Genomic DNA, 21274 nt, shown 5'->3' with positions numbered 1-21274 from the left:
ACAGGTGGCGACATTCGCTGGCCACCAGTGGCGACCTCACGATGGCCGTTGACACACGGGCACGGGGCATGGTTCGCTCGTAGCGTCCGAATTAAACATACGGGCTTTTGCGCTGAATGTCAGTTCTGTCTTGGTGGGATGGTGACGGATCTTCGCCAACCCCAGTGGCGGGGCTGACAAACGACAGGTGCCGCCCCGACGACAGGACACAGGGAAATCATGGGACTGCCGAAACTCCGGCGGCGATCACGCCGCGACTCAAAGATTGGCGTGTCTACGGCTGGCGCGGCCACGAAGCCGCTGCATGGTCGTGTGTGCGAGTGCTGGTCGTGCGGCTACACGATCCTGCTTCCGACGTACTCGCTCGTGCGGCCGTACACCCAGCGGATGGGCGGCTGATCCGCAGCTCCTGGCCTCATCTCCCATGGCACGGCCAGGCCGGGGAGACCGGGCGACGGCAAATCTCGCGTTGCGTGCCCGGTCTCCTCACCCATCCCGCACCTCTAACGGAGGCTCCATGAACGCGGATCGCCCGCCGCGATGGTCGGACCAGCAGGGAGGCGTGGCTCGATGACGCAGTCGTCGAAATCGAAGGGCGAGGAGGCCAGCGGCGGCCTCGTCGAGCACTCAGCGCGGCTGGTACTCGGTGTGGGAGGTAGCGCGCTCCCAGACGGCTCCGAACGCAGACAAGCAGTGGTCGACCACGCCGGGGTCAGCAACCAGCTCGGCATCGAGCCAGTCGCCCTCCCCGCTGAAGTGGTTGACGATCAGAGTCCGCTCGTCCATCAACCAGAAGTCATTGCCGGGCAACGCCAGGTCAGTGGTCATTCGGCGAGGAAGCCATCGAACCTCCTCGCCAGCAGCCAGGTTCCTGAAGGTCACGTCATACTCGTAGCGGATGTATTCGCTGACCGGCTCCGACACGATCCGAGCACGGCGCACGGGGACCCCGCGACCGGTCAACGCGGCGACCAGCTCGCACCACCCGTTCCACCAGGCTGTGCGGTCGGCGGGATCGTCTCGATGGCCCGCGCGCCAGGCGTGCAGCATCGGATCGTCGAGCATGTATCCATCACGCATTTCCAGATGCAGTGCCGATCTGTTCGCCCGGCGCAAGTGCGCGTTGACTGTTGCTGCCGGTGTCATCATCGCCCTCCTTGAAATCGCGCTCGTACTCCGGTGTCTCTCGTGCCGGGGTCTTCGCGAACGGTTGACACGGTACTGATGATTTGGCGCGCAGTGCCTGCATTTAGTGATGCGGCTTGCTCAATGTTCTTTGCGACTATCGATCAACATTTCTTTGGGAAGGTGGCACCCGATGGCTGAGTCGACGTTTGCTGAGCTGTTGGACGGCTGCTGGCGCAGTGCTGTTCATCTGGAAATGCGAGACGGATACATGACCGGCGATCCGAACTACGTCGCCTGGTTGGACGGTGAGCGGCCTGCCCCCGGTTCGCGGCCTGGGTGGGCACACCGCTGGTACGAGATGATCGGCGCGGCTCGGAACCGGGGAGCCGCCGTGCGTCGGGCGCGCATCGTCAGCGAGCCGATCAGCGATTACGTGAGATTTGAATACGACACGACCGAGGTCTGCAACATCGAGGCTGGGGAGGAGGTCCGATGGCTTCCTCGCCGGTACGCCTCGGATCTGGCTCTGCCCGGCAACGACTTCTGGTTGTTCGACGACTCGGTCGTGCTGTTCAACCACTTCGACGGGAACGGTAACGCGACCTTCCGGGACACGAGCACCGATCCTGGGGTCGTCGAACTCTGCCGGGTTGCGTTCGAGGCCGTCTGGCAACGGGCCGTCCCGCATCAGGATTACCGGCCTACCCATCGGCTCGCACCGAGGGAACGCCCACCGTCCGTGGGTGACGCAACCCTGCGACCGGAGGTGTGACATGCAGGGAACCACCTACGGCAGCGCGCTGGCAGAGCCGGTTGCCGAGACACGCGAAGAGCTGCGGTTCGTCCGGGCGATGAACGCCGCGCATGCGTGGGACACATCCCTGCCGACGATCCAGCGCATCCTCGACTTCCTCACCCGGGAGGCCGCCGATGAGCGGTAGCCCGACGAACTGGGTGATCGGCGACGGGGACATGGTGTCGATCGGCGACCACGTCGCCCTGGATCTGGACCTGGATCGCGACGCCATCGGCCGGATCGTCGACGTCTGCGGAGACCACACCGGGCGTCCGCTGGTCGAGGTGACCGAGGGACGCCGCAGTGGCCAGCGGCTGGCCGTGTGGCCTGCCCAGATGCTCCTGCGAGTCCGCCGGTAGCCTGCCGTGCGGCGAAGGCGGCTGTGGTCTACCGCACCGTGAGCGGCTGGTCGATCCACGTGTCGGGCAGCCACAGGGACTGGCTGGCGGGTGAGATCAGCGGCACCTGGGCCTGGTCGAGCAGGACGGGTTCGGGGCGGCGGGCGGGCAGGAGCAGGACCCGGGCCGCGGGCCGGCTCCGGGTCGGGTCGGTGAGCTGCTGCAGCACCTGCATCTGGCCGTACCGGGCGAGCGGAGCCGCCTCGGTGATCAGCAGCGGCCGGTCGCCGTCCAGCGCTGCCGTGACCGCGGGCACGACGTGATGCTGGAACAGCTCAGTCAGCCCGCGGAAGTCGGCATCGGCGGCCTTGCCGCTGTCGGCGGCGACGATCGCCTCCCACGGGAACCCGAGCGCACGCAGCCGCTCCAGCATCACCGTGGTGATGTCGAGCTCGACCAGGCCGTGCCGGTCCAGCAGCTTGGCGCGCGCCTTCGCGAGGTTGCGCAGGGGTGTCAGCACGGCCAGGAACCCGTGCCGCTCGACGGTCGCGGTCAGCCGCAGGTCGGCCTCGACGGCGTCGGCGGCCGTCTGCAGCGGGGCGTAGTTGGTGGCCATACGCGTCGACGTCGGCAGGCTCTGCCACGTCGGCGGCACGAAGTGCTTCGACGCCCCGTCCCACAGCAGCGGCACTCCGCAGTCCTGCACGAGCCGCTCCAGTGCCGGGCGGCCCGGCAGGGGCTGGGCCTGCGGGAAGCGGGCCTGGACCCGGTCGCGCAGCGCTTCCTCGGACAGCCGCTGGCCGGTGATGGCGCTCGACGTCAGCCGCAGTGCCCTATCGGCGGGCATGCCGACCGGGTAGAGCAGGTTCTGCGCGCTCACCGCGGCGACGCCGTTGCTTGCCGCCGCGGCGAGCTGCAGCAACCGCTGGTCGGCCAGGGCGGGCATGCCATCGGGTACGGCGACCGCGCGCAGCTCGTCGATGGCCCGCTGGCGGGGCAGCAGCGGATCCTCGGCGGCGATCCGGCCGGCCCGCTGGCCCAGCTCGACCGCGTGGTCGAGCAGGTTCGCGGCGGTGACCAGCGACGCCGGGTCGTCCGGCTCCAGACCGACGAGCACCGTCTCGCCCTTGCGGAAGCGGCGGATGGCCACGCGCGCGTCGCCGCCGCGGGCCAGCTCCGCCTCGACCGCGGCACGCACCAGGCCGATGGCCTGCGGCAGGCGGCCCGGGCCGGCGGTGAACGAGCCGCGGGCGGCGATCAGGGCTTCGGCGAGCTCTTCGCCGCTCATGACCGCGCCGCGGGTGTCGAGCAGTGCCACGATCTCGTCCCGGACCTGGGCGAGGGCGGCGTTGTCGACCCACAGTTTCGCGTGTTTACGCAGCAGCACCGAGATCTGCGGCTGGGTCTGGCCGGTGCCGCGAGCCGCCTCGGCCTGGGCGGGCCAGCGCAGGTATGCCCCGTCGGGGGTGGCGGCCTGTCCGAGCAGCACCCGCAGCGGGCCGCGGTCCTTGTCGCTCACATCGGTGAGCAGTGTCGCGCAGACCGCCTCGACACCCTGCGCGACCGGCTTGTCGGCGGTAACGGGCGGCGTCGTGGGGGTCGTGCCGAACTGCGCCTGGAGGGTGCGCGTCACCGCGCGGATCTCCTTGCGCGTCGCGTCGGGCACACCCTGGGCGCGGGTCAGGTCGGAGGGCTTGTAGTCGAGCAGCTCGCCGACGGTGTGCACGCCGAGGCGCTCCAGCGCAGACCGGGCGCGCACGGTCAGCTCGGTGGCGTCGAGCGCGGTGTCGCGGGTGATCGCGGCCGGGCCGACGACCGGATTCGCGGGCAGCTTCGGGATGTCGCGGAAGATCGCACGCCAGGCGTCGGCCATCTCCTCGACCGTGTCGAACCGCGCTGCGGCGTCACGGGCCAGGGCCTTGCCGAAGAACGTGATCAGCCGGTCGGCGATTGCCGCGTCGAACACGGCGGGCTCCAGCGTCACCTCGTCGTCGATCGCCGCCGGGTTGGCGTTGTCGCCCCAGCGGGGCAGCTGGCCGGTGGCCATCTCGAACAGGGTCACCGTGGCGGCGAACCGCTCCGCGGCCGCGTCGTAGCGGGTCCGCCTGCCCTGGCCGAGGAACGGGTCGAGGTATGGGGGAGTGCCGGCGACGAGCTGGTCGGCGGGCGCCGAGGCCAGCGAGAAGTCGAACGCGCACAGGTGCAGCTGCTTGTCCTTGGCGCGGGGCCGGGCGGCCAGGTTCGCCGGTTTCAGGTCGCGGTGCCAGACGCCCTGGCTGTCGAGGTAGGTGAGGACGTCGAGCAGGTCGCGGCCGTACCGTTCCAGCATCTCCAGCGCCAGGCGTCCGCCCTGCAGTTCCTCGGCCAGGGTGCGGGTGCCGGCGCTCTCCAGCAGCAGCGCAGTGCGCCCGCCGACCGTCACCGGGCCCTCGACCAGCGACGCGATGTGGGCGTACTTCAGCTTGCCCAGGCTCTCCGCCTCGGCGGCCAGCCGGTCGGCGTGCTGCTCGTCGCGGGCGACCTTGAGCACCAGCTCCTGGCGCTTGTCGCCCTCGCCGCGGGATACCAGCAGCGCGGTCGCGGTCGCGCCGGAGCCCAGCCGCCGGATCACGGTCAGGCCGCCGTCGAGCACGTCGTTCTTGGCCGCGGACAGCGGGTCGGTGACCGGCTCCGCCTCCGGGGCGGTGATCTCCTCCCAGACCGCCTCCAGCTTGCGGCGGAACTCGCTGACGCTGCGCAGCCGCTGGCCGGGATCGCCGTGGGTGGCGTCGTAGACGAGGGTGACCAGCGAGTCCGGCATGCCGTCGGCGACCGCGGCCAGGTTCAGGCCCCGGTTGCGGACCGCGGTCAGCAGCTCCTCCGGGGTCTCCGCGGGCGGGTTGCCGGCAAAGATGCGGTATGCCGTGGCGCCCAGGCCGAACACGTCGAGCAGCACACCCGACGCCTGTGCGCTGGTGGTGCTCTCCGGTGCCTGGTAGCGGCGCACCTCGTCGTCGAAGAACAGCTCCAGCCCGGCTCCGTCGCTGCTCGAGCTCAGCCGGGTGACCCTGGTCGCGCCGGCGATGCTGCCGCCGGTCTGCCAGTCGATGACCGACAGGTCGGGGCGTGACTTGTCCGGCCGGGCGACCATGACGGCGCGCGGGTGCAGGGCACGGTGCGACAGCCGCCGCGAGTGCGCGTACTCGACGATCTCGGCGAGGTCCTGCACCAGGTCGAGCTTCTGGGCCAGGGTCAGCTTGCGCTCGCGCTGTAGCAGCCACTGGTCCAGGCGCACCGCATCGGGAGTGTGGTCGAACACCACGGCGGGCCCGAAGGAGTGGTCGACCAGGTCCACGGGGTGGCTGATGCCGGGGTGATTGATTCCCTGCAGCAGCCGGAACTCGCGGTCGGCGGCCCGGCGGATGACCGGCACCTCCTCTTCGGCGGCCCGGCTGGTCAGGTAGAACCGCACCCGGCGCACGACATCCGTGTTCAGCGAGTGCCCGGCGAGGAAGTCCTGCCAGCCCACGCCCTCGGCGAACGGCCGGGGGTGCAGGATGAGCTGTCCGATGCGCCGGTCGGCGACCGACGGACGGATCTTCGCGCCCTTGACCAGGTCGACGATCTGCCGCCCGCGCTGCGGATCGACGAGCATCTGCTGCTTGACCGGTCGGGCCAGCAGGAACTCCTGGAGACTGTCGAGCCCGGCACTGTTGCCGTGCAGGCCGTAGACGCCCTGCCTGCCCAGCTCGTCGAGCCTCGTCCGCAGGTCGAGGGCGTGCAGGAAGACCGCGGTCCCGACGTACGGGGCCAGTGCCGCTTTGCCCTGCTTGTGGGCGTAGAACCGGATCAGGCTCGCCAGGCGCTTGGCCTTGCGGTTGGCCAGGATATAAGGGCTGTCCTCCGGGGTGAGCCTGCCGTTGGGCATCCGGCGTACCCACTGGGTGCCACTGCCCGTGATCTCGCCCTGCCAGTGCTTGAGCTCCAGCACATACAGACCGCTCGGGGTCAGGACCAGGGCATCGATTTCGTTGATCGAGCCGTCGGTACCGACGAACTCGACGTTGGCCCACACGTGGAACGGGTCCGCGTCAGGGAGGTATTCGGCCAGCGCCTGCAGGCCGTCCTTCTCGTGGGCGAAAGGGCTGGGGTTGATCTCTTCCCAGCGTGGCGAATCCTTCCGCACCGCGACCCTCCCGTTAGTCACCTGTGACGAGGTGGTCCTCCGGGGGTGTAGCTGCCCGCAAGTGACCGTTCACGCAGATCCTAAGGCTTGGTCAGGGGGCCCGCAGAGCCGTGATCGCCGCCAAGCTCGAATTGGGCGATACGGCTCGCGGCGGATGTCTGGATTGTGGCGGAGATCGTCTGAACGGTCCGTCGCGCGGATCAATCCGCTGATCCACTGATACGACGCGCCGGTGGGCGCAGCGATGGACATACCTCCGTTCGAGCCGACTAAGGCGCCCACGTCGAGGAGTCGAGGGTGCCGTCGGGCTTTACGAAGGCGATGTGAATGGCCGCGGCCGCGCGGCTGTCGGCAGTCCGTAGAGCGAGGTCGCGATACCTGGGGTAGTCGGGCAGCACCATCAGCGATTCGAAGTTCGGATTCGCGTCACGCAGCAGCATGGCTTTGAACAGTGCCTGGCTGAACCAGTGAGCGGCCAGGTGAAACGAACCCGGCCGGCGCCAGGCCGAGTGCGGCCAGGTGCCGCCGGGCTGTGTGGCTGGTGAACTGGGCGCGGGGCAAGCCGGTGGCGATCGCGAATACCTGCTTCACCGGATAGAGCCTCCCGCCGCCGCGAACGCTGTGGTCGCGTACTGCCTCGGGTACGACGTCCGACATACGCGTGACGAGAGCGTCGCTGTCGATCTCGTACGGTCTGCCGTCGTGGATGAATCGGTGGATCACTGCCAGTCTCCGATCGTCGAGGGAAGGCGTGTCACGCACGCCACGCGGCGCAGTCCGGTTGCAGCGGAACGTCGGCGAGGTCGAATCCAGGACAGGCCCCGTTGATGTGCGCCCGCCGGTGGAACATCCAGGCGACGACGTCGAGCACCCGGATCGCGGAGACGTGCTCTGGCAGGTCCGCATCGGTGCGCAGTTTGTGGAGCCGGTCGCGCAGCACGCCACCGTCGGTTTGGAGCTGCTGGTGCAGCCAGGTCCAGAACTCGTGCTGCGGTGGGCTGAGCACGCACCCGACGACAGCGTCGTAGATGGGGATGAGCCGGGGGCGCTTGCGGGCCAGCAGCTTGCCCGCGATGACCGAGCCGATGCCGCGCTGTTCGGTGAGTTCTTTCCACACCCGCGTGGCTTCACTGGTCTCGGACAGGAGCGGTCCAGCGTCATCAGTGCCGAGATCGACCGTGGTGGGGATATTGCGGAGCAGCGCGGCGCCTCGCCTGCCTAGGTCACCTTCCAGCAGGCCAATCGAGGCTTCGGCTGGGACGTTGACGCTGAGCAGGCTCACCGCGACGATGTCGACTGCGGTGAACTCGTCAGGGTCGGGATCGGCGCCGTCGAGCAGGCCGAGCGACTCGAACCGCCTGCCGGTCCAGCCGTCGTAGTAGCAGCGCAGTGCGTTCGGAGCTGATGGGTGCTCGACGATGGCGAGCAGTTGCCGGTGGTCCATGCGGTGTGCGCCTCCTCGGCGGGATTGTGGTCGGTGTCTGTGTCAGCTGTGTGGGGGAGCGGCGGCGGTGGCGGGCATGATGTCGCGCAGCGTGGCGACGACCGTGTTGACCTCGTCGCAGAGCCGGCGTAGTTCCTTGGCGGTGAGGGCGAGTTCATAGCTGTGCTGGTGGCCGGCGCGCGACAGGCAGGCCCAGGCGTGACTGGCCTGGCGGCTGACGTCGCGGGTGGCGTAGCCGCCGAGCAGCAGCAGCTGGGCTCTGCGGGAGCGGACGTGTGTGACCGGTGGGCAGGCGCCGGCCCAGAACCTGGTGAGCTCGTTCTCCAGGGCGAGGCGGATGAGCCAGGCGCAGGCGCGCGGCCAGGTGCCGCGGGCACCGGGCACGACCTCGGTGAGCAGCCGGTCGGCGGCGGCCAGGTAGGTGTCGGTGCTGTTCATCGGAGCTCCTTGACCAGACGGGTCGTCTGCTGGACGAGCGTTTCGAGGGTGCCGTGCTGCGCTCCGTGGACGTTCTCCTGGCAGGCCTTGAACGTGTCGGCGGCCCAGGGGCCGATGCGGTGGAGCGCCGGCAGGACGTCGCCGCCGCGCTGCTGGTCGTCGAACATGGCCAGGGCGACGGTCTGGGTGAGCGTGTGCGCGCGGTCGATCAGTTCCTCGATGTGGGCGTGCGGGTCGCCGCGCCGGATGCGGTTGCGCCGGATGCGCTCGTGGCTGGCGGCCTCGATGGCCGAGCGGCAGAAGCCGGCGACCACCGGTCGGCGTACGTCGTCGACGAGCTCGTTCGTCTTGGCCAGGGCGTTGGCGTCGTCGAGGTAGCGGCGTACGGGGTCGAGGTTCTTGCGCAGCTCCACCACGGATCCTTCGCGGCGCTGCACCTCCCAGATCGTGGCGTCGATCTGCAGGCGGCGGATCGCCTCGGGCAGGCGGTTGTCGTGGGTGAAGACGATGACCTGCCGGTCGCGGGCCAGCTCGTCGAGGACCTGGGCCAGGCCGTCGACCTTCGACGGGTCCATGCTGTGCACCGGATCGTCGATGATCAGGAATTTGAACGGGCTGTCCTCGGCGCAGGCGCGGGGCAGGAACACGGCCAGGCCGAGGGCCTGCAGCTCACCCTGGCTCATGACGGCCATGGCGGACGTCGCGGTGCCGTCGACAGTGACGGGGAAGGCGACCCGCCGCCGGGTGGTGGTGCCGTCCAGGCGCATGCCGGACAGCTCGACGTTGCTCTCCTGGCGCAGCCGGTCCCAGATCTGCTGGGACTGCTGCGCGAACGGGGCAAGCCGAGCGCTGCGGATCTGCTCGGCGGCGTCGCGCAGCCACTCCCGTGCGGTCTTGACCTGGGCCAGCAGGGGCTCGTCGGTGCTGGTGGAGCGGGCTTTGCCCAGCCACTCCTGCAGCGCGGCGGCGTGCGCGCGCCAGGCGTCGTGGCGCCGGTGCAGCCAGTCGGCCGCGGCCTCGCGGGTCGCGGTCAGCGCGTCGTACAGCGCAGGGTAGGCCGTGCTGATGTGGGCGGACAGCTGCTGCGCGGTGGCATCGGCCGGGATCGCCGACCATCGGGCGAGCGCGGCCTGCAGCCGGGTGAGGTGCTCGGCGAGCGGGCTGGCGGCGAGCGTGCCGTCGTCGGCCGGCAGGTGCCGGGCACCGCTGAGCAGGGTGTACGCCTCGCTGCGGGCCCGGTCGAGCCGGCGGTCGGCCTGCCGGCTCTGCTCGGCGTCGGCGCGCATCCGGGTGAGGGATTCGGCGGCCTGGGCGCGCCAGCCGGCGTCGAGGGCGCCGGTGCCGCATACGGGGCAGGGCCCGTTGCCGTGGGCGTCATGATGGGCGACCGCGAGGTCCAGCAGCGCGGCCAGTCGCCCGCTGGTCTGCTCGCGCTGGGCGCTGAGGGTGCCGGCGAGCTCAGCCGCGGCGGCAAGCTCGTCGGCGACGCGGGTGGCGGCCTGCGGCTCGGGCAGGAGCGCGGTGGTCATGCGCCGGCAGGCGGCCGCGACGGGGTCCGCTGTCTCTTCGCCGGCGTCGGCGAGCAGCGCGTCGAGGGCGGCGAGGTCGGGTCGGCGGGCGGCCAGGATGGCGGCGGCGGTGCGGGCGCGGTCGTCGTCGACGCCGGTCAGCCGGCGCAGCAGGTCCTCGCGCGCTGTCTTGACCGCGGTGACGCGGGCGTTGATGTCGCGGCGGGCGTGCATGAGCCGCTGGTCGGCGTCGGTGATGGGGTCGATGCCGAGGATCGGGGCGAGCGCGTCGAACAGTCCGCTCGGGGTTGCCGTCATGAGCCGGCCGAGGTCGCCGGCGGTGAGGAACGGCCGGTAGGTCTGCATGGGCTGGGTCCAGCCCAGCTGCTCGATGCCGGGGTAGGTGTTGCCGTGGGCGCTGACGCGGGTGTCGGCCTGGCCGGGGTCAGTCTGATCGGCCTGCCACTTTCGGGCTACGCGGATGGGGGTGGTGACGCCGTCGGCGCGTACCGTCACCTCTATGCCGCACGGATCCGCATGGTGCAGGTTGCGCCACCCGTCACGGAAGACGCTGTTGCGTTCGGCCCAGCGTGCGCTGTCACCGGTCAGGGCGAGTTCGGCGGCTTCGGCGAAGCTGGATTTGCCGGAGCCGTTGCGTCCGACGATCAGCGTCAGGCCGGCGTGGGGCTGCAGGCGCAGGCTCGCCGAGGGACCGACACCGCGGAAGCCTTCGACGGTCACGGCCTCGAGGTAGAGAGGGCTGGGCCGTGGTGCGGCAGCTGCAGCCGGCGTCGGGAGGTCGGTGTCGGTGCCGGCCATCGCGGCGGCGAGCTGCTGGTCGCCGACGTAGGCGCCGAGGATCAGGCGGGTCACGTCGGGTGCCGGGCCGTCGGTGGTGAGTTTGTCGAGTACCAGCTGCTGCAGGGATTCGTCGGCGTCCACTGTGGCCTCCCTTGGTGCGAGCTGTCAGCGGTGAATCGGGAAAGCTGGCAATTGCTGGAAAACAATGGAGGACTGTACAGTGGCGGCGCGGCAGCGTCCATAGGCCGGCCACGTACGGGTTAAGACGAACGTCCAGGACAGATCCACACACCTGAGGGGGATGCCTTGCCTCTGGCAGGACTAACGCTGCCCGCAGTCTCCGCCTACGACCCTCCCGTCAGCGGTGAGGGAAGCCTCGACCCGGTTGGGCTGGCGAGCATCTCCGACCGTTTGGCCGACTTGCTGGTGCCCGGCCTGCGGGCCCGGATGGGCCAGGTGCGGTTCGTGACCGCCATGGCGGTCGGTTCCCTGGCTTGCGAGACCCTGGCCGAGCAGACCCCCGCCGACGGCATCTCCACGCCGGCGATCTGCTTCGAGTGGCTGATGGTCGAGGCGTTCGTCCGCAGGCTGGGCAAGGATCTTCCGTCAGGCATCCCGGGCAGCCAAAAAGCACGAGCGATCATCCAGCGCTCCCAGCGGCTGTCCGCGGCGACCTACCTCAAGGGCCCGACGGTGTTCGGGTTCAACGGCGTGTACAAGCCGTTCGCGGTCGACGCCCGGGTGGTCGGCGCCGGCCTGGAACCGGGCACCCGCTGCGCGGACCTGGTCCGGGCCTGGGAACACGACCAGGATCTGAAGGGGTTCACCGACGAGGTGCCGGGAACCGCCGGCCACGACCTGCGCAGGAAGGTCCGCCAGGAGGTGCACGACGCGCTGCGGTCGGGCCGGTGCCAGACCGCTCCGGGCAGCCGGCTGCTCGGCCAGCTGACCGACGCGCTGCGCCCTGACCGCAGCGGTCCCGCCGAGCGCAGGGCACTGCGCTCGCTGATCACCGACCCTGCCCACGAGACCCGGGCAGAACTCGCCGGCCACGTCGCCGGCCTCGACACGAGCCGCTACGAGCACGAGGCGCAGCTGCTGGAGGCGGTCCGGGCGCGCTGCTCCCCGGAACTGGCCCGCATCGTCGACGCCGTCATCGCCTACGAGCGGTTCGCGGCCCTGGTCGACGCCGGGTTCCGCACACTGTGCTCGATGTCGTACGCCCTGGGCGGCCAGCCGTTCACCCCCGCGATGGCCCGGGAGCACGAGACGATCGAGCATTGCGCCCGAGAGCTGCCGGTGCGCTACCGGCGGGCCGCCGACGCGATCGCGCAGGTGCTGCCCGATGCCGTCCTGGAGCAGCGTCTCGGCGAGTTCGCCCTCACCAGGGGGCCCGCCGAGCTGGCCGAGCAGCTGCTCGCCCACCACGAGCAGGTCCAGGCCGGCAAACCACCGCACGGGCGCAGGCCGTGGTTCGAACCACTGCGCGGCGGCTGGGTCGTACGCAAGGCCTACGGAGCAGGTGACCCGCCGCAGCTCGGGCCCAAGTTCGTGCACCCGGTCCGGGTCGCCCCGCTGCTGCACTTCATGAAGGACACCGCCGATGAGTGACGTCCGCCTGCTCGAACACTGGTCCGCACCCGACGGGGCCGGTGCCCCGCTGGCATGCCTGGCCACAAGCTTCACCTTCGACGCCGACTTCTTCACCCAGGACTGCCTGTCACGGTTTCTCGGCCTGTCGACCGTGTCGGCGGAAGGGGACCACATCTCCTCGGTCGCCGCGGTCCTGGAAGAAGAGGATCGGCTCAGCGAAGCCCAGGTCACGGTACTGGTCGACCGCAGCAGCCCGGCTGAGAAACGCAACCTGCGCTGGGACCTGCTGCCTGTGGCCATCCCCGGCGGTCTGCTGCACGCCAAGGTCGCCGTGCTGCTGTGGGAGCGGCACTGCCGCATCGTCATCGGGTCGGCGAACCTCACCCCCGCCGGGTACCGCAGGCAGGTGGAGCTCGCGCTGGCGCTCGAACTCGGCGACGGCTGCCAGGTGCCGCGCCAGGTCTGCGACGACCTCATCGCCGAGCTGCGGCGCATCGTCGCTCTGGCCGCCGGTCCGGAGCAGACGGGACCGAAAGCGCGTGCGCTACGCACTCTCGGCTTGCTCGCCGACCGGGTGAACCGGCTCGACCTGCCGTTGCACGCCACCGGCCCGATGCGGCTGGCCGTCGCGCCGTCCCGGCCCGGCACGAGCCCGCTGGTCCGGCTCGCCGACGTCTGGCAGGGTGCCCAGCCGCTGCGCGCCACGATCCTGTCCCCGTTCTGGGACGACGGCCGGCCCGCGGCCTCCGTGGCCGCGGTCGCCCAGCTGCTCACCGGTCGTCCGGCGGAGCGCCGCGAGCTGACCCTGCTGGTCGGGATCGATCCCCACCGGGGCACCCTGCAGGGGCCGGCGGCGCTGGCGGAGCAGCCCCGCGCCCGGATCGCCTCCTACACCCCGCGCGGCGACGAGCCCCGGCGCCTGCACGCCAAACTGATCCTCGTCGAGAGTGACGACTGGGTCGCGGCGATGGTCGGCTCCTCCAATGCCACCACCCCTGGCCTTGGCCTGCACCCGCGCATCGGCCACCACGAGCTCAACCTGTGGATCGGCTGCCCGGCCACCGGCGGCGACGCCAAGGCGCTGCGTGCCCTCGCCGGCACCGGCACACCCGTCGAACTCGACGAGCAGGAATGGGAGACGGTGCCGGACGAGGACGAGCCCGCCGGCCCGCAACTGCCCCTGGGCTTCGTCGACTGCCTCATCGAACCGGGCGCACCCGCGCGGGCCGTGCTCACCCTGGACCCGTCGAGCCTGCCGGCAACCTGGGAGATCCGGCACCCCACCGGCCGCGCCGTACTCGACTCCACGCGCTGGCACCCCGGCGCCGTGGCGGCGCAGACCGGTGTGGAGCTGCCCGCAGGGCCGCTGCCCGCCTACGTGCTCGTGCACTGGAGCGAGGGCGGCGTGCCACACCAGGCCGCGCTGACCGCCAACGTCGCCGACCGCACCACCCTGCCGCCGCCGGCCGAGCTGGCCGAACTGCCCGTCGAGATCCTGCTCGCGGCGCTGGCGTCGACCAGGCCGCTCCCGCACGCGCTCGAACAGGCACTGCGTGGCCAGCGCGACCATGCCGCCGCGGCGGCCCTGGAACTGGACCCGCTGCGCCGCTTCGACGGCAGCGGACTGCTGCTGCAACGCACCCGCCGGCACTCCCTGGCCCTGTGGCGGCTGCAGGAAAGACTCGGCAAACCCGCCACCGGCTTCGACGCCCTGCACTGGCGCCTGCACGGCGCGTTCGGCCCGGTCGCGATCGCCGACGCGCTCGTCGCCGCGCCCGAACAGGACACCGTTGCCGGAGAACGGCACTTCCTGCTCGCCGAACTCGCCCTCACCATCCGGGCAGTCGACTGGACGGCCACCGCAGCCGGACTCGACCAGGCACGGGTTCGCGAACTCGTCGCCGAGGCCGTCGAGCAGCTGCGGCAACGCCGCGACAACCTCGGCCCTGCTCCCGCCCCCGCGCTCGACGCGTACGTACGCGACGCCATGGAGGCCACCCGGTGAACTGGACCCTCAGCCCGCACCTCACGCTGGACAACGACCGAGTTCCGGCCGCCGACGCCGCCCGGCAGACCCGCACCGCCGCCGAGATCCTGCGGCGCTTCGCCGACCAGCCCGGCATCGTGCTCGCCGACGAGGTCGGCATGGGCAAGACCTACGTCGCGCTGGCTGTCGCCGTCAGCGTGCTCGAAGCGACCGGGCGTCACCGGCCGGTGGTCGTGCTGGTCCCGCCGGCCGTGGCCGACAAGTGGCCGACCGAGTGGGAGGTGTTCGCCGAACGCTGCCTGCCCGCCGGCCACGGCCTGCGCGCCGCACCCCGGACCGTGCGGCATGGCAGCGACCTGCTCAAACTCCTCGACGACCCGGCCGAGACCCGGCAGCATCTGATCTTCGTGACGCACGGTGCGCTCACCCTGGGCCTGTCCGACCCGTTCGTGCGGCTGGCACTGCTGCGCCAGGCGACCCGCCGCCACCCGGACCTGCTCAAGCGCCGCGACTCCCTGGCCCGCTTCGCCGGCGAACTGCTACGCGACCAGCGCTTCCGGGACCGTTACCTCGTCGCGGACCTGCTCGCGACCACGCCCAGTCGCTGGCGTGACCAATGGCGCCGCTGGCGGCCCGAGCAGTCCCTCGACGACGACCCGGTGCCGGCCGCGCTGCTGCAGGCTGTGGAACGGGTCGATCTCGGCCCGCTGCAAGACGCGGTCATGACCGTGCCGGTCCATCGCACCGCGACCTTCGACGAGCGCATCAAAGACGCCCGGAGACTGCTCACCGCGGCCCTGAACGAGACGTGGACGGCCAGCCTGCAGGCCCTGGACGTCACCCTGCCGCTGGTGATCCTCGACGAGGCACACCACGCCCGCAACGACACCCAGCTGGCGAAGCTGTTCGCCAACGACGATGCCGAAGACGACGCCGAGGCGCTGCAAGGGCCGCTGGGCAACATGTTCGAGCGCATGCTGTTCCTCACCGCGACTCCGTTCCAGCTCGACCACCGGGAACTGCTGCGCGTGCTCGACCGGTTCCACGGCGTGCGCTGGCCCTCGCCCGGCGACCGCAAGGCGTTCGACGACCGGCTCACCGACCTCGGCCAGGCCCTGGACCGGGCCCGGGCGACCGCGCTGCGGCTGGAACGCACCTGGTCACGGATCGATCCGGCCGACGCCGGCGCCGTCGCCGGGCTGACCTCGCTGACTGCGCGGCCGGACCAGCCCGAGCGGGTACGCGAAGCACTCACCGTCGCCGCCGAAGCCCGAACGGACCTGGGCCGTGCGCAGGACCTGCTGCGGCCCTGGGTCATCCGGCACCTCAAACCGCACAAGGCCGAACGCCGGCGCTACCTGCCGGGGCGCGGCATCACCGACAACGAACCCACCCCGGTCGGGCTGGCCGTCGGCGGCTCCGCGACGCTGCCGTTCCTGCTCGCCGCGCGGGCGCAAGCGGTGGCGTCGCTGGACCGTTCCGGCGAGCACGCCACCCGCGCCTATTTCGCCTACGGCCTCGCGTCGTCGTACGAGGCGTATGCCGAAACCCGCCGCGACCAGGCTCCCGCGCAGGACGAGCGGAAGACCGACGAGCCGGTGGGCCGCTCCCGCCAGCTCGACTGGTACCTCGACCGCATCGCCAAGGCGCTGCCGGCGGAAACGGCCGACGAATGGGCCCGGCATCCCAAGATCGCGGCCACCGTGCGGCGCGTGGTCGACCTGTGGTGCGCAGGTGAGAAGACGTTGGTCTTCTGCTTCTACGTCGAAACCGGACGGGCGCTGCGCACACACATCTCCCGCGCGCTCAAGACCGAGATCCTTGACCGGGCCGCCGCCGGCCTGCAGCTGTCCGGCGCGGACGAGGACGAGGTGCTCGCCGCGCTGGACCGGGTCGGCGAACGCCTGCTCCGCAGCGACGTCCGCGGCTACCAGGTGTTTCACGACCGAGTTAGGCAGCAGATGGGCGGGCTCGACGACGAGTCGTCCGGGCGGGCCACCGAGATCGTCGTGCGGTTCATGCGTACGCCCTCGTTCCTGGTCCGGTTCGCCGACCTGCGCCCGGAAATGACCATCGACGACCTCATCGCGGGCCTGGACCACCAGGACTCGTCCGGGGCCACGCTTACCGACCGCATCTCCGCGTTCGCGCGTTCGCTCGGGCAGCAGGTGGGGGCCGAGCGTCGGGAGCTGCTCGACGCGCTCACCGCGATCCAGACCGGGGGCATCGCCGCCACCGCGGAGCACTACGACCCGTCGGAACGCTCGCACCGGCGGGAACTGCTGCTGCCCAACGTGCGCCTGGCCAACGGGGGAGTGCGCGCCGACACCCGGCGCCGGCTGATGCTCACCTTCAATACCCCGTTCTTCCCCGAGGTTCTGGTCGCGAGCTCGGTCATGGCGGAGGGCGTCGACCTGCACCAGGACTGCCGCCACGTCATCCATCACGACCTTGACTGGAACCCGAGCACGCTGGAGCAGCGTAACGGCCGCGTCGACCGGATCGGGTCCAAAGCCGCGCGGACGGCACGGCCCGTCGTCATCTACGAGCCGTATCTGGCGGGTACCCACGACGAGAAGATGTTCCGGGTGGTCAAGGACCGGGAGCGCTGGTTCGGGGTGGTCATGGGGGAGACCCCGGACTCCGGGGAGTGGGCCACCGAGCGGCAGGCGGCCCGGGTGCCGCTGCCGGAGGCGATCGCGGCGGCACTGACCATGGACCTGTCCGTGACCGGTATGCGGCAGCCGGCGCCGGACGGGACCGGGCCGTCGCGGATGATCCACCAGCGCGGGTCGACCTCGGTCGCGGCATTGAACGACTGACACTTTGCACGATCACGCAGCAGGATCCCAGGGTACGCACCCGGGGATCCTGCTGCTCTGTCAGGAATTCTGGATGCTCCAATGTTGCGGCCGCTCACGCCAAGTGCGGGACGGCCGGATCGAGGACGACCCGGACGGTGACAACCGACTGCTCGGCTCGTACTACTTCCAGCACCTGTAGATCGATCTCCAGGCGGTGCACGGCGTCGGGCAGGCGGCTGTCGTGGGTGAACACGACCACCTGCCGCTCGCCGGCGAGTTCGGCGAGCACCCGGGCCAGCCCGTCGACCTTGGACGAGTCCATGCTCTGCACCGGGTCGTCGATGACCATGAACCGGAACGGGCTCTCGGCTGCGCAGCTGTGCGGCAGGAACGTGGCCAGGCCCAGTGCCTGCAGCTCGCCCTGGCTCAGTACACCCAGCGCGGCGTCGCTGGTGCCTTCCTGGCACAGCCGTGTCCAGATCGCTTGTGACTGCTCGGCGAACGGCGCCAGCCGCGCGTCGCGGATGCCGTCGGCGGCCTGTCCGAGCCACTGCCGTGCCGCCTTGATCCGTGCCTGCTCGCCGGTGAGGACGGGGACACGGCGGGCGTCGGCGGACCAGGCGCGCAGCTCGCCGGCGATGCTCTGCCAGGCAGTGTCCCGCCTGCTCAGGTAGGCGACGGACTGCCGGCGAACGAGGTCGGCGGCCTGCGCGACCGGCGGGTAGTGGCTGGACAGGTGCGCGGCCAGCTCGCCCGGCGTACGCGGCAGTGCGTGCAGCGCGGCGACGACGTCACGTAGCAGTGCGAGCGCCGAACCTTCGCCGGCGGGGGACTCGATCTGGTCGATCAGCTGGCGGGCACGCCGGGTCAGCTCGTTGACCTGCGACGCCGCCCGGTTCGCCGACAGCGAGAGTTCGCGCAGGTCGCGGAAGGCGATTTCGGCCTTCCGCCGCCAAAGGCCGTCGAGCGTGCCGGTATGGCAGACCGGACACGGCCCGTCTCCCGCCTCGGCGTGGTAGTCGATCGCGAGCCGGAACAGCTCGGCGGCGCGCAGCGAGGACTTCGCCTGTCGCTGCTCGTACCCGCGGCTGTCGTCGACGGCTCGGGCCAGGTCGGCGGCGAGGCGTGCGACGGCGGCGGGCTCGGGCAGGGTGAGGTCGGCGAGCCAATGGTGCATCGCGATGGTCTTGTCGGTGTCGGCGTCGACCGGCTCGGCGAGGATGCTGTCGAGCAGGTCGAGGTCCGGGCTGTCCGCGGCGAGTTGCTGTGCGGCGCGCCGGGCCCTGTCGTCGTCGACGTCGCCGAGCGCGGCTCGCAGTACGGCCTGGCGGTGCCGGTGCTCTGCGAGCGCGGAGTCGACAGGCCGGGCGGCGGCCGTGAGCCGTCGGTCGGTGTCGGTGAGCAGTTCGAGGCCGAGGACGGCGTCGGTGGAGTCGTGCAGCGCGGTGGCGGTGCTGGTCGCCAGACGGCCCAGGTCTGCGGGGGTGAGGAACGGCCGGTACAGCCGCGACAACCTGGCCAGGTCCAGCTCGTCCGGGGCCCCGGTGACGCTTGCCGTCGCGGCACCCAGGTCGTCGCCTGGTGCCCAGCTTCGCTGCATGCGGGTGGGTGCGGCGGGATCGCCAATGCGCAGGTCGAGCCGGACGGCGCAGGTGTCGGGCTGGTGCACGTTGCGCCAGGCGCGGTCGGCGCCGCGGGCGCTGTCGCCGGTCAGGGCCAGCTCGATGGCTTCGGCGAAGCTGGACTTGCCCGAGCCGTTGCGCCCTACCACCAGTGTCAGTCCCGGACCGGGTCGCACCGGCAGGGTGCGTTGCGGACCGACGCCGCGGAATCCGGTGACGGTGATCGCTTCGAGGTAGACGTGGGTGCGCCGGCGCGCGTCACCGGCAGGGCGGGGGCGGGTGGGTCGCCCGTCGAGGGCGGCCCGCAGTTCGTCGTCGCCGCCGGCCGCGCCCAGCACCACGTCGGTGATCTCGTCGGCCACGCCGTCGGCGGCGAGGCGGTCGAGCAGGAGTTCGACCAGTGGTTCGTCGGGGGTCATGGCAGCCGCCTCACAGTTCGTGGCCGGGTGAGCGGGTGGTGGTCGTGTCGGCCGGGTGTGCACGCACCCAGGCCGACCAGCCGTGTTCTGCGATCGCGCGCAGCGCTGGGACGTCGGCCGCGACCACGGTCTGCCCGTCCGGGTAGGCCAGGCCCCAGCGGCACCACGTGTTCAGCTGCTCCGTGACGATCGACTGGACGTATCGAGGGTCGGCGCCCGCGACAAGGTCCTGCTCGCCGACCGACCCCCGGTCGGCGAGCAGGGCGGCCATCCGCCGTCGGTGGTTCAGCTCGGCGGCGGGCGGGCTGGACGGGCGTTCCTGCCACGTCGGGCGGCTGGTCAGGTGCCACGTCTCGTGCTGGGGGCAGTGGTAGACCCGTAGCGCGGTGCCCCGTAGGCGGGAGCAGCGCAGCGCCACCGAGATGGCGCGCTCCTGGCTGGGGTAGGACTTCTTTCCGCACGTGGCGCAGGTTCGTTTCATCGAGACGTCACCTCGTACTGGGAAGGTCCGGTGGCCCGCCGGGCCACCGGAGGAGCGGGGGAGCTGCCGGGTCAGAGGGCCCAGTAGGCGGCGGGGGTGTTCGAGTCGAGGCCGACGCCGTCGATCTGGATGCGGCCGCCGGTGAGCGCGGCCTTCGACACGTCGAAGACGATCTTCCCGGCGGTCTTCTGGCCGGCGGCGAGGTCGGTGCCGTGTAGCTCGGGCTTGAACCCGATGGCCAGGGCCTGCTCGGTGACGGTGCCGTCCTTGGCCACGAACTTGAAGTTGAACGGGTTGGCGTGGTACTTGCCCTGCTTGCAGACGGCGGTCACGTCGAGCACCAGAAACACGCCGTGCTCGGGCTTGCTGCCGTACGCGCCGGGCTCCTTGGTGTGCTGCTTGGCGCCGCCGACGGTGACCTCGACGACCGTCTTGTCGCCCAGGAACTCGCTGTTGAGGGTGATGGTCTGGCCGATCTTGCCGACGGCGGTGGTCGGCTCCGGCGCGGCCTCGACGCTCTTGCCGTCGCCGCCGGACACCGACGAGCTGGTGTCGCCGGACCCGGCGCCGCAGGCCAGCATCGTCATCACGGTGACGGTCGCGGCCAGGGTCAGCAGGAGCTGCTTGCGGTTCATCAGATGGTCCTTTCGGAAGTCGACTTCGGTGGGCCGGTCGGCGTGGTCGGCGGACCTGCCGGCTGGCGCCCGCGGAGTGAGGTCGTCGGCTCGGGGACGACCGCATCCGGGTTCTTCCAGCCAGGTAGTCAGCGGAGGTTGCTGGTAAATACTGGAAGAGCGTGGAGGACTGTACAACTCCCCGCGTCACCATGTCCAGCGGCACCCTTGGGGTGGGAAGTCGATGCAGTTCAAGGTGGGCCTCTTCGGACGCACGGGTGAATCGACGCCTGTCATATGCATGGTTCTTGCTGGGAAATGCTGGAATGCGGTACGGTGTTTCCATGGCGGAATCGGCAGAAGCCCTCGAGCGCCGCATCGACGAGTTACGTACGGCAGTACGTCACGCGATTGCCGGCGGCGACACCGAACGCGCCTATGCGCTACGAACCGAGCTGCGCCGAGCCCAACGGGAGTGGGACGAGATCCTCGACCAGCTCGCCGAGCAGGCCGAGAGCGCGGCACCGGCCAGGCCGGCCGCGCCGCTACTCCCGTTGCGAGAACAGGTGCACCAGGCGTTGGCGCTGCTGGGCGCCCCGTCCGCACCCAAGCTGATCATTGCGGTGCACGAGGCCTTCCAGGCGGGCGAAATGGTGCCGGCCCGGCTGACCAGCCTTCGGCGCGACGAGGAGCGCTCGTTCCGCTCCTCGCCCTACGCCCGGCCCTACTACCTGTGCTCGGCGTTGACCTCCGACCTGCTGGCACCGGCCCGCGGCCTGCTGGCGGTGTCGACGTGGCCGATCGAGCGACGCATCGTCGGTCCGCTCAGCCCGCGGGTCGACTTCCTCACCTCCGCGATCCGCCTCGCCGACCACATCGATCGCCTACCGAACCCGACGCCCGCGGCGATCCGGCTGCTATGGCGCTTTGCCGCCAACATTCCCGACGCCGCGCTGCGCGCCGATGCCATGACACCGACCGACGTCGCGCAGGCCGCGAAGGCGGAGCTCGACATCCACGCCGAAGCCGATCGGGTGCAACGCGAAGCGGCCGGAAAACGCGCGAAGAAGCAGCTCGACGACGTGTTTCAGCTGTTCGGCACGCAGCTTCGCGTGGCCGGGGCTGCCGCCGAGTAA

Annotated in this window: 17 protein-coding genes; 7 read left to right on the top strand and 10 right to left on the bottom strand. The window is 70.9% G+C overall.

What is annotated here, in order from left to right; all coding sequences use genetic code 11:
* Window positions 1-627: 627 nt before the first annotated feature.
* Window positions 628-1146 (bottom strand): DUF6879 family protein, encoded by a 519-nt coding sequence (locus ACFQO7_RS34615; RefSeq protein WP_376810344.1) that lies wholly within the window; start codon window positions 1144-1146, stop codon window positions 628-630.
* Between the two features lie 172 nt (window positions 1147-1318).
* Here ACFQO7_RS34615 and ACFQO7_RS34610 point away from each other — a divergent pair, with 172 nt between their 5' ends.
* From ACFQO7_RS34610 to ACFQO7_RS34600, 3 genes are read left to right on the top strand one after another with little or no spacing between them, the layout of a single operon-like run.
* Window positions 1319-1900: a DUF6879 family protein gene (locus ACFQO7_RS34610; RefSeq protein WP_376810343.1), complete on the top strand. Its 582-nt coding sequence runs from the start codon at window positions 1319-1321 to the stop codon at window positions 1898-1900.
* Window position 1901: 1 nt separating this feature from the next.
* The gene (locus ACFQO7_RS34605; RefSeq protein ID WP_376810342.1) at window positions 1902-2069 is read left to right on the top strand and encodes a hypothetical protein; all 168 of its coding nucleotides are present in this window, start codon (window positions 1902-1904) and stop codon (window positions 2067-2069) included.
* Window positions 2059-2283 (top strand): hypothetical protein, encoded by a 225-nt coding sequence (locus tag ACFQO7_RS34600; protein ID WP_376810341.1) that lies wholly within the window; start codon window positions 2059-2061, stop codon window positions 2281-2283. Before ACFQO7_RS34605 ends, ACFQO7_RS34600 begins: the two co-directional genes overlap by 11 nt.
* A gap of 28 nt (window positions 2284-2311) precedes the next feature.
* On the opposite strand, the gene pglW is transcribed toward ACFQO7_RS34600, so the two are convergent.
* The 6 genes from pglW to ACFQO7_RS34570 all read right to left on the bottom strand — a co-directional run bounded on the left by pglW (window position 2312) and on the right by ACFQO7_RS34570 (window position 10759).
* Window positions 2312-6427: a BREX system serine/threonine kinase PglW gene (gene pglW / locus ACFQO7_RS34595; RefSeq protein WP_376810340.1), complete on the bottom strand. Its 4116-nt coding sequence runs from the start codon at window positions 6425-6427 to the stop codon at window positions 2312-2314.
* A gap of 269 nt (window positions 6428-6696) precedes the next feature.
* Entirely contained in the window at window positions 6697-6867 is a 171-nt protein-coding gene (locus ACFQO7_RS34590) for a hypothetical protein (protein ID WP_376810339.1), read from the bottom strand.
* Entirely contained in the window at window positions 6854-7150 is a 297-nt protein-coding gene (locus ACFQO7_RS34585) for a hypothetical protein (RefSeq protein ID WP_376810338.1), read from the bottom strand. The genes ACFQO7_RS34590 and ACFQO7_RS34585 overlap by 14 nt, the downstream gene beginning before the upstream one ends.
* 31 nt (window positions 7151-7181) lie before the next feature.
* On the bottom strand, window positions 7182-7871 hold the full coding sequence (locus ACFQO7_RS34580) for a DUF6308 family protein (protein ID WP_376810337.1): 690 nt from the start codon (window positions 7869-7871) through the stop codon (window positions 7182-7184).
* Window positions 7872-7913: 42 nt separating this feature from the next.
* Entirely contained in the window at window positions 7914-8309 is a 396-nt protein-coding gene (locus ACFQO7_RS34575; RefSeq protein ID WP_376810336.1) for a hypothetical protein, read from the bottom strand.
* The gene (locus ACFQO7_RS34570) at window positions 8306-10759 is read right to left on the bottom strand and encodes an AAA family ATPase (protein ID WP_376810335.1); all 2454 of its coding nucleotides are present in this window, start codon (window positions 10757-10759) and stop codon (window positions 8306-8308) included. The genes ACFQO7_RS34575 and ACFQO7_RS34570 overlap by 4 nt, the downstream gene beginning before the upstream one ends.
* Window positions 10760-11029: 270 nt before the next feature.
* Between ACFQO7_RS34570 and ACFQO7_RS34565 the strand changes: the two genes are divergently transcribed.
* From ACFQO7_RS34565 to ACFQO7_RS34555, 3 genes are read left to right on the top strand one after another with little or no spacing between them, the layout of a single operon-like run.
* The gene (locus ACFQO7_RS34565; RefSeq protein ID WP_376810334.1) at window positions 11030-12229 is read left to right on the top strand and encodes a hypothetical protein; all 1200 of its coding nucleotides are present in this window, start codon (window positions 11030-11032) and stop codon (window positions 12227-12229) included.
* Complete coding sequence (locus tag ACFQO7_RS34560) at window positions 12222-14216, top strand: hypothetical protein (protein ID WP_376810333.1); 1995 nt, start codon at window positions 12222-12224, stop codon at window positions 14214-14216. The genes ACFQO7_RS34565 and ACFQO7_RS34560 overlap by 8 nt, the downstream gene beginning before the upstream one ends.
* A complete protein-coding gene (locus ACFQO7_RS34555) occupies window positions 14213-17020 on the top strand; it encodes a DEAD/DEAH box helicase (protein ID WP_376810332.1) in 2808 nt (935 codons plus the stop codon). The genes ACFQO7_RS34560 and ACFQO7_RS34555 overlap by 4 nt, the downstream gene beginning before the upstream one ends.
* A gap of 94 nt (window positions 17021-17114) precedes the next feature.
* Here the strand turns inward: ACFQO7_RS34555 and ACFQO7_RS34550 are convergent, their stop codons facing one another.
* The 3 genes from ACFQO7_RS34550 to ACFQO7_RS34540 form a co-directional block, all read right to left on the bottom strand.
* The gene (locus tag ACFQO7_RS34550) at window positions 17115-19043 is read right to left on the bottom strand and encodes an AAA family ATPase (protein ID WP_376810331.1); all 1929 of its coding nucleotides are present in this window, start codon (window positions 19041-19043) and stop codon (window positions 17115-17117) included.
* Between the two features lie 10 nt (window positions 19044-19053).
* Window positions 19054-19524: a hypothetical protein gene (locus ACFQO7_RS34545; protein ID WP_376810330.1), complete on the bottom strand. Its 471-nt coding sequence runs from the start codon at window positions 19522-19524 to the stop codon at window positions 19054-19056.
* 71 nt (window positions 19525-19595) lie between these two features.
* On the bottom strand, window positions 19596-20159 hold the full coding sequence (locus ACFQO7_RS34540) for a DUF4352 domain-containing protein (RefSeq protein ID WP_376810329.1): 564 nt from the start codon (window positions 20157-20159) through the stop codon (window positions 19596-19598).
* Window positions 20160-20482: 323 nt separating this feature from the next.
* On the opposite strand from ACFQO7_RS34540, the gene ACFQO7_RS34535 reads away from it, so the two are divergent.
* Window positions 20483-21274, top strand: coding sequence for a hypothetical protein (locus ACFQO7_RS34535; protein ID WP_376810328.1), 792 nt, complete (start codon window positions 20483-20485; stop codon window positions 21272-21274).

It is taken from the genome of Catellatospora aurea (assembly GCF_042663325.1).
Classification (GTDB): Bacteria; Actinomycetota; Actinomycetes; order Mycobacteriales; family Micromonosporaceae; genus Catellatospora; species Catellatospora aurea.
This window is presented reverse-complemented; position numbering and strand designations above follow the sequence as displayed.

Excerpts from the sequence above, each read along its gene's own strand:
- ACFQO7_RS34600 (WP_376810341.1), top strand. The coding sequence starts at position 2,059 with ATGAGCGGTAGCCCGACGAACTGGGTGATCGGCGACGGGGACATGGTG.
- ACFQO7_RS34550 (WP_376810331.1), bottom strand. The coding sequence starts at position 19,043 with ATGACCCCCGACGAACCACTGGTCGAACTCCTGCTCGACCGCCTCGCC.
- ACFQO7_RS34590 (WP_376810339.1), bottom strand. The coding sequence starts at position 6,867 with ATGCTGCTGCGTGACGCGAATCCGAACTTCGAATCGCTGATGGTGCTG.
- ACFQO7_RS34610 (WP_376810343.1), top strand. The coding sequence starts at position 1,319 with ATGGCTGAGTCGACGTTTGCTGAGCTGTTGGACGGCTGCTGGCGCAGT.
- ACFQO7_RS34540 (WP_376810329.1), bottom strand. The coding sequence starts at position 20,159 with ATGAACCGCAAGCAGCTCCTGCTGACCCTGGCCGCGACCGTCACCGTG.
- ACFQO7_RS34580 (WP_376810337.1), bottom strand. The coding sequence starts at position 7,871 with ATGGACCACCGGCAACTGCTCGCCATCGTCGAGCACCCATCAGCTCCG.
- ACFQO7_RS34560 (WP_376810333.1), top strand. The coding sequence starts at position 12,222 with ATGAGTGACGTCCGCCTGCTCGAACACTGGTCCGCACCCGACGGGGCC.
- ACFQO7_RS34535 (WP_376810328.1), top strand. The coding sequence starts at position 20,483 with ATGGCGGAATCGGCAGAAGCCCTCGAGCGCCGCATCGACGAGTTACGT.
- ACFQO7_RS34545 (WP_376810330.1), bottom strand. The coding sequence starts at position 19,524 with ATGAAACGAACCTGCGCCACGTGCGGAAAGAAGTCCTACCCCAGCCAG.
- ACFQO7_RS34605 (WP_376810342.1), top strand. The coding sequence starts at position 1,902 with ATGCAGGGAACCACCTACGGCAGCGCGCTGGCAGAGCCGGTTGCCGAG.
- ACFQO7_RS34615 (WP_376810344.1), bottom strand. The coding sequence starts at position 1,146 with ATGACACCGGCAGCAACAGTCAACGCGCACTTGCGCCGGGCGAACAGA.
- ACFQO7_RS34575 (WP_376810336.1), bottom strand. The coding sequence starts at position 8,309 with ATGAACAGCACCGACACCTACCTGGCCGCCGCCGACCGGCTGCTCACC.